Source organism: Streptomyces beihaiensis, assembly GCF_026274175.1.
Taxonomy (GTDB): Bacteria; Actinomycetota; Actinomycetes; order Streptomycetales; family Streptomycetaceae; genus Streptomyces; species Streptomyces beihaiensis.
In genome coordinates, this window is record NZ_JAPHNL010000130.1 from 1 (window position 1) to 6,917 (window position 6,917).

Annotated in this window: 6 protein-coding genes and 1 pseudogene; 5 read left to right on the plus strand and 2 right to left on the minus strand. The window is 72.9% G+C overall.

What is annotated here, in order from left to right; genetic code table 11:
- Both OFY01_RS13950 and OFY01_RS13955 read left to right on the plus strand, forming a co-directional pair.
- Positions 1-316: pseudogene (locus OFY01_RS13950) on the plus strand (transposase); the annotation flags it as partial.
- Positions 317-386: 70 nt separating this feature from the next.
- Positions 387-1,223 carry an RpnC/YadD family protein gene (locus OFY01_RS13955; protein ID WP_266599753.1) on the plus strand — a complete coding sequence of 279 codons (837 nt, stop codon included), beginning with the start codon at positions 387-389 and terminating at the stop codon, positions 1,221-1,223.
- 81 nt (positions 1,224-1,304) lie between these two features.
- On the opposite strand, the gene serC is transcribed toward OFY01_RS13955, so the two are convergent.
- Both serC and OFY01_RS13965 read right to left on the minus strand, forming a co-directional pair.
- Positions 1,305-2,423: a phosphoserine transaminase gene (serC, locus tag OFY01_RS13960; protein WP_266599755.1), complete on the minus strand. Its 1,119-nt coding sequence runs from the start codon at positions 2,421-2,423 to the stop codon at positions 1,305-1,307.
- Between the two features lie 98 nt (positions 2,424-2,521).
- Positions 2,522-3,403: a LysR family transcriptional regulator gene (locus tag OFY01_RS13965; protein WP_266599757.1), complete on the minus strand. Its 882-nt coding sequence runs from the start codon at positions 3,401-3,403 to the stop codon at positions 2,522-2,524.
- 119 nt (positions 3,404-3,522) lie between these two features.
- Between OFY01_RS13965 and OFY01_RS13970 the strand changes: the two genes are divergently transcribed.
- The 3 genes from OFY01_RS13970 to OFY01_RS13980 form a co-directional block, all read left to right on the plus strand.
- The gene (locus OFY01_RS13970; protein WP_407700336.1) at positions 3,523-4,485 is read left to right on the plus strand and encodes an EamA family transporter; all 963 of its coding nucleotides are present in this window, start codon (positions 3,523-3,525) and stop codon (positions 4,483-4,485) included.
- Positions 4,486-4,755: 270 nt separating this feature from the next.
- Positions 4,756-5,586, plus strand: coding sequence for a TIGR03084 family metal-binding protein (locus tag OFY01_RS13975; protein ID WP_266599761.1), 831 nt, complete (start codon positions 4,756-4,758; stop codon positions 5,584-5,586).
- On the plus strand, positions 5,583-6,917 hold a 1,335-nt coding region (locus OFY01_RS13980), incomplete at its 3' end, for an acyclic terpene utilization AtuA family protein (protein ID WP_266599763.1). The genes OFY01_RS13975 and OFY01_RS13980, both read left to right, overlap by 4 nt.

The following is a 6,917-nucleotide window of genomic DNA, read 5'->3' on the forward strand; positions in this document are numbered from 1 at the left end:
GGCGCCCGCGCACCCGAGCGGACAAGGCCGCGCGGACAAGGCTTACGGGTCCCGCGCGAACCGCGCCTACCTGCGCAGGCGTGGGATCCGCTGCACGATCCCGGAGAAGCGCGACCAGGTCGCCCACCGCCTCAAGCGCGGCTCGCGTGGTGGGCGTCCGCCGAAGTTCGACGTGGAGGATTACAAGGCTCGCCACGCGGTCGAGTGCGGGATCGATCGCCTCAAGCGCCACCGCGCGGTCGCCACCCGCTACGACAAACTCGCCGTCCGCTACGAGGCAACCGTGCTGGTCGCGGCCATCAACGAGTGGCTGTGAGCCGCACATTGAAAACACTCGCTAGTGGGGTGTCGGCCTCCGGCACGATCCGGAGCTCTTGGCGCGCCTTGTGTCGGAGACTGGTGTCAAGTTCCCCGATCACAGCGCGATCGAGCCGCTGGACACCGATCTCACCGAGATCAGGCCGCTGGAGCGTCGGGTGGACAGCTTCTTCCGGGTCCGCACGGTCGACGACGAAGGCGGGTTTCTGCTGGCTGTCGAGTCGCAGAGCCAGCCGGACCCGGACAAGCACAACAGCTGGACGTACTACTTGGCGCACATGTACGCGAAGTACCGGCTGCCGCCGATTCTGGTGGTGGTGTGCCGGGACAAGAAGACGGCGGCGTGGGCGGAGCGCCCCATCCACGTCGGGCGAAGCTTCCACACGAGCATGAAGGTGTACCCGCTGGTCCTGGGGCCGATCGGCCTGCGTCCGGTCACCGACCCGGACGAGGCGGCGAAGGATCCGGCCCGCACCACTTTCTCTGTGCTCGTCAACGCCAAGGACCCGGGCATCCTTGCCATACTGGACGCGGTGGCGCCGGTGCTGGGGCCCAACGCGGACTGGGCGGAATTCATCGAGGCCGGTCTGGACGACGGTCCGGCTCGCGATCATTGGAGGGAACTGATGGCCGTGTACACCCCGAACTTCCCCGGCTTCGGCAGCGTGATGGAGGAGGCGTGGATCAAGGTCCACTCCGATGGTGAGGAGAAGGGCAAGGCGCAAGGCAAGGCGGAAGGAAAGGCCGAGGACATCCTTCGGGTGCTTGACGTGCGTGGCATCGAAGTGTCCGAGTCCGTTCGCGACCGGGTCATGGACTGCGCCGACCTGGAGCTGCTGGCGACCTGGTTCGACCGTTCCCTGGCCGTGGAGACCGCCGAGGAACTCTTCGCCGAGGACGACTGAGGCGCGGCTGTCGACTCCATAGACGTCAAGGGCGCCCGGCGATGGCCTGCCGGGCGCCCTTGTCGTCCTTGGACAAGCCGCCTACAGCTTGTCGATGACGTAGTCCACGCACGCCGTCAGCGCCTGCACGTCCGCCGGGTCGATCGCCGGGAACATCGCGATGCGCAGCTGGTTGCGGCCCAGCTTGCGGTACGGCTCGGTGTCGACGATGCCGTTGGCGCGCAGCACCTTCGCCACCGCCGCCGCGTCGATCTCGTCGGCGAAGTCGATCGTGCCGATGACCTGCGAGCGCTTGGTCGGGTCGGTGACGAACGGAGTCGCGTACTTCGACTCCTCCGCCCAGGTGTACAGCCGCGTCGAGGTGTCCTTCGTACGGGCTGTGGACCAGGCCAGGCCGCCCTGCCCGTTGATCCAGTCCAGCTGCTCGGCGAGCAGGAACAGCGTGGCGAGGGCCGGGGTGTTGTACGTCTGGTTCTTGCGGGAGTTGTCGATCGCCGTGGGGAGGCTGAAGAACTCCGGGACGTGGCGGCCGGAGGCGTGGACGCGCGCGGCGCGGTCGAGCGCGGCCGGGGAGAAGACGCCGATCCACAGGCCGCCGTCGGAGGCGAACGACTTCTGCGGGGCGAAGTAGTAGACGTCGGTCTCGGCGATGTCGACCGGCAGGCCGCCCGCGCCGGAGGTGGCGTCGACCAGGACCAGCGCGCCCTCGTCCGCGCCCGCGACGCGCTTGATCGGGGCGGCGACACCGGTGGAGGTCTCGTTGTGGGTCAGGCCGTAGACGTCGACGCCCGCCTCGGCCCGCGGCTCCGGGTGCGTGCCGGGGTCGGAGGCGATCACGGTCGGCTCGGCGAGCCAGGGGGCCAGCTTGGCGGCCTTGGCGAACTTCGAGCTGAACTCGCCGAAGTTGAGGTGCTGGGACTTGTTCTCGATCAGGCCGTGAGTCGCGATGTCCCAGAAGGCGGTGGAGCCGCCGTTGCCGAGGACGACCTCGTATCCCTCGGGGAGCTGGAACAGGTCCTTCACGCCCTCGCGGACGCGGCCGACGAGGTTCTTGACCGGGGCCTGGCGGTGGGAGGTGCCCATGAGGGACGTGCCTGTGGCGGCCAGGGCGTCGAGGGCCTCCGTCCGCACCTTGGAGGGGCCCGCGCCGAAACGTCCGTCGGCGGGCTTGATGTCAGCGGGAATCTGGATCTCAGCCACGGGGCGAGCCTAGTCGGTGGGGTATGCGGGGCTTGATCGTGTTCGGTGGGTGAGATGGGCGGTCTCGCCCCGCCGGGCGGGTCCGAGGGGCCGGTGCGTCACCGCCGCCCGACCACCTCGTGCGCCAGTGCGATCAGCGCCGGGGCCGACGGGTGGCCGGGACCCCGGCGGCGGGCCAGCAGCACCGGCAGATCGGGCGCGTCGGTGAGCGGGAGGTACGTGACGCCGGGGTGCGGGTGGAGGCCGGACGTCGCGGTCGACGTGATGCCGACCGCCTGACCCGCGGCGATGGCGGCGAGCCAGTCGTCGGTGTTGGCGACCGTGAGGGTCGCGGTGGGGCGGGTCGCGGGCGGCCACAGGTCGAGCGTGGTCGTGCCGGAGACCGTGTTCAGGGCGATGACCTGGCCGGACAGGTCCGCGAGGGTGAGCGCGGGGCGGCGGGCGAGCGGGGTGTCGGCGGGGAGCGCGGCCACCCGTGCCTCGCGGTGCAGCAGTTCCGTGACCAGTCCGGGCGTGTCGACCGGGCCGCGCAACAGGGCCACGTCGACGGCGCCGCGCGTCAGACCCGCCGTACGGTCGTCGATGCGGAGGAGTTCGAGCGGTACGTCCGGGTGGGCGCGGCGCCAGCGGCGCAGCAGCGCAGTCGTGTACTCGCCCGCCGCCGACCAGGCGTGGCCCAGGCGCAGCGGGCGGTGGGCGGTGCGGGCGGAGGCGAGCGCGTCGTCGAACGCCGTCACGGCCACGGCCGCCTTCTCCCGGAACCTTCGGCCCTCCGGTGTGAGCGCGAGGTGGTGCGTGGAACGGTCGACCAGGCGCACGCCGAGCGCCGCCTCCAGGGCGGCGAGCGTGCGGGAGACGACGGGCTGGCTCAGGCCGAGGCGGGCGGCGGCACGGGTGACGTTTCCCTCGTCGGCGACGGCGAGGAAACAGCGCAGGTGCCGGAGGTCGGGTTCCCGTACCCGCGTCTCTCTCGTCGTCATGCCTGCGGAGCATAACGGGAGCGCATTATGCATTTCACGCGGCTTGCGGGGTGGTTCTAGCGTGGTGGTGACCGAGGTGCGCGACGCGCGTACGCACCTCATACGTACCTGACTCCGAGATGACAGCACCTGAGAGGACGCCGACCGTGAGTGGGCAGCACACCGAATCCGTCGCGGCGCCGGCCGTTTCGGCCACCCCGACGTCGGCCGCCGCCGAACGGGCGCCGCGCCGGGGCGCGCTCGGCCCGGTCGGGCTCGTGCTGTCCGGTGTCGTGTCCGTGCAGTTCGGTGCCGCGCTCGCCGTGCAGTTGATGCCGCGCGCGGGCGCGGTCGGCGTGGTGACGCTGCGGCTCGTCGTCGCGGCCGTCGTGCTGCTCGCCGTGTGCCGGCCGCGGCTGCGCGGGCACGCGCGGGCGGACTGGGGCACGGTCGTGGCGTTCGGCATCGCCATGGGCGGGATGAACGTGATCTTCTACCAGGCCGCCGCCCGCGTCCCGCTCGGCATCGCGGTCACGTTCGAGGTGCTCGGGCCGCTCGCCCTGTCCGTCATCGCGTCGCGGCGCGCCCTCAACGCGCTGTGGGCGGCGCTGGCGCTGTGCGGGGTGTTCCTGCTGGGCGGGGCGGGTGACGGGCTCGCGGGGCTCGACCCGGTCGGTGTGGCGTGCGCGCTCGGGGCGGGCGCTCTGTGGGCCACGTACATCGTCTTCAGCGCGCGCACGGGACGCCGTTTCCCGCAGGCGGACGGGCTCGCGCTCGCGATGGGCGTGGCGGCGGTGCTGTGCCTGCCGCTGGGCGTGGCGGAGGCGGGCGGCCGGCTGGTCCATCCGGTGACGGTGGGGCTCGGCGCGGCGGTGGCCGTCCTGTCGTCGGTGCTCCCGTACACCCTGGAGCTGATGGCGCTGCGGCGCCTGCACGCCTCCGCGTTCGCGATCCTGATGAGCCTGGAACCGGCGGTGGCGGCCCTGGCCGGTTTCCTCGTCCTGGGCCAGGCCCTGAGCTGGGTGCAGTCCCTGGCCATCGCGCTCGTCATCGGGGCGAGCATGGGGGCGGTGCGGACGCGGGCGGCCACCCGTCGGGGCTGACGGCCCGCCCGGTCGCTCAGGGCGTGAGACCGATCGCCCTGTGCCCGTCCCCGTCCCACTGGCGGGCACGGCCGTGGCGATGAACGCGCCGTCGGGCTGGATCGATCGGGTGACGCCTCGGCCGATACCTCGCGTGATGCCTCGGGTGGAGCCTCGGATGACCTGGGGTCCGGCCATTTTCATGCAAGCACGCTTGATTGTTTCTCGCGGCGCTGCCATGCTCCCACCACGCCGCCGCACCACGCACCGCCCTGCCCGAGGGAGCGCACCGTGTCCGAGCCCGAACCCGAACTGCCGCCCGTGTTCGACGACTTGCGTGAGGAGAGCGAGGAGCTCGACCGGCTCGTCGCCGGGGCGGGCCCCGACCGCTGGCGCCTGCCCACCCCGGCTCCCCGCTGGACCGTGGCCCACCAGATCGCCCACCTCACCTGGACCGACCGGGCCGCGCTGCTCGCCCTCGGTGACGCGGACGCGTTCCGCGCCGAGGTGGACAAGGCGCTCGCCTCCCCGGACACCTTCGTCGACGACGCGGCGCAGGAGGGCGCCGCCCAGGAGCCCGACGCGCTGCTCGCCCGGTGGCGGGAAGGCCGGACCCTCCTCGACCGCGTGCTGCGGGACGCCGCCGCGAGCGGCGCGAAGTTCCCGTGGTACGGGCCGCCGATGTCCGCCGCCTCCATGGCCACCGGGCGGCTCATGGAGACCTGGGCCCACGGGCGGGACATCGCCGACGCGCTCGGCGCCGTGCGCCCGCCCACGCCCACCCGGCGGCTGACGCACATCGCCAGGATCGGCGTACGGGCACGGGACTTCGCCTTCGCGGCGCACGGGATGGCCGCGCCCGCGGACGAGTTCCGTGTCGAACTCGTCGGGCCGGGCGGTGAGGTGTGGCCGTTCGGGCCCGAGCGCGCCGCGCAGCGGGTCACCGGGCCCGTCCTCGACTTCTGCCTCCTGGTCACCCAGCGCGCCCACCGCGACGACCTCGCCCTGCGCGCCGAAGGATCCGACGCCGACCGGTGGCTCGACATCGCGCAGGCATTCGCGGGGCCGCCGGGACAGGGGCGCGCACCCGGCGGGAGCGGCCACCAGGAGAGCGGCGCGTGACCAGCCGCACGCTCACGCGCCCACTCCGCATAGGCAACGCGTCCGGCTTCTACGGCGACCGGTTCGACGCCATGAGGGAGATGCTGGGCGCCGCGAACGCCGACAGCGACCCGCTCGACGTCCTCACCGGGGACTACCTCGCCGAGCTGACCATGCTGATTCTCGGCCGTGACCGGCTCAAGGACCCGGCGCGCGGGTACGCCCGCACGTTCCTGCGGCAGCTGGAGGAGTGCCTCGGGCTCGCGGCCGACCGGGGCGTGCGGATCGTCACCAACGCGGGCGGGCTCAACCCCGCCGGTCTCGCCGACGCCGTGAGGGAGTTGGCCGATCGCCTCGGTCTGCGCGTGCGCGTCGCCCACGTCGAGGGCGACGACCTCCTTCCCACCGGCCGGTTCCCCGGCGCCCTCACCGCCAACGCCTACCTCGGCGGCGCCGGGATCACCGCCTGCCTCGACGCGGGCGCCGAGGTCGTCGTCACCGGCCGTGTCACCGACGCCGCCCTGGTCAGCGGGCCCGCCGCCTGGCACTTCGGGTGGGGCCCCGAGGACCACGACCGGCTCGCCGGGGCCGTCGTCGCCGGGCACGTACTTGAGTGCGGGACGCAGGCGACCGGCGGGAACTACTCCCAGTTCGCCGCCCATGCCGACCGGTTGAGGCACCCCGGCTTCCCGATCGCCGAGATCCACGAGGACGGCTCCGCCGTCATCACCAAGCACCCCGGCACCGGCGGTCTCGTCGACACCGGAACCGTCACCGCCCAGCTCCTGTACGAGACGGGCGGCGCCCGGTACGCGGGCCCCGACGTCACCACCCGCCTCGACACCGTCCGCCTCACCCAGGCCGGGCCCGACCGCGTCCGCGTGCACGGCGTGCGCGGCGAGGCACCGCCGCCCACGCTCAAAGTCGGCCTCAACCGCCTCGGCGGCTTCCGGGGCGAGGTCGTCTTCGTCCTCACCGGACTCGACATCGAGGCCAAGGCCGACCTGGTGCGCCGCCAGATGGACGACGCTCTCGACCGCGCCACGTCCCGCCCGGCACACGTGCGGTGGGAACTCTCCCGCACCGACCGCCCCGACCCCGCCACCGAAGAGACCGGCAGCGCCCTGCTCCGCCTCGTCGTACGGGACGCCGACCAGGACGCCGTCGGCCGCGCGCTCAGCGGCGCCGCCATCGAGCTGGCCCTCGGCTCCTACCCCGGGTTCCACGTCACCGCGCCGCCCGGAAGAGGCACACCGTACGGCGTGTTCGAGGCCGCGTACGTGGACCGGGACGATGTGCCGCACATCGCCGTGCTGCCGGACGGCGAGCGCCGCGAGATGCCCCGCCGCCCC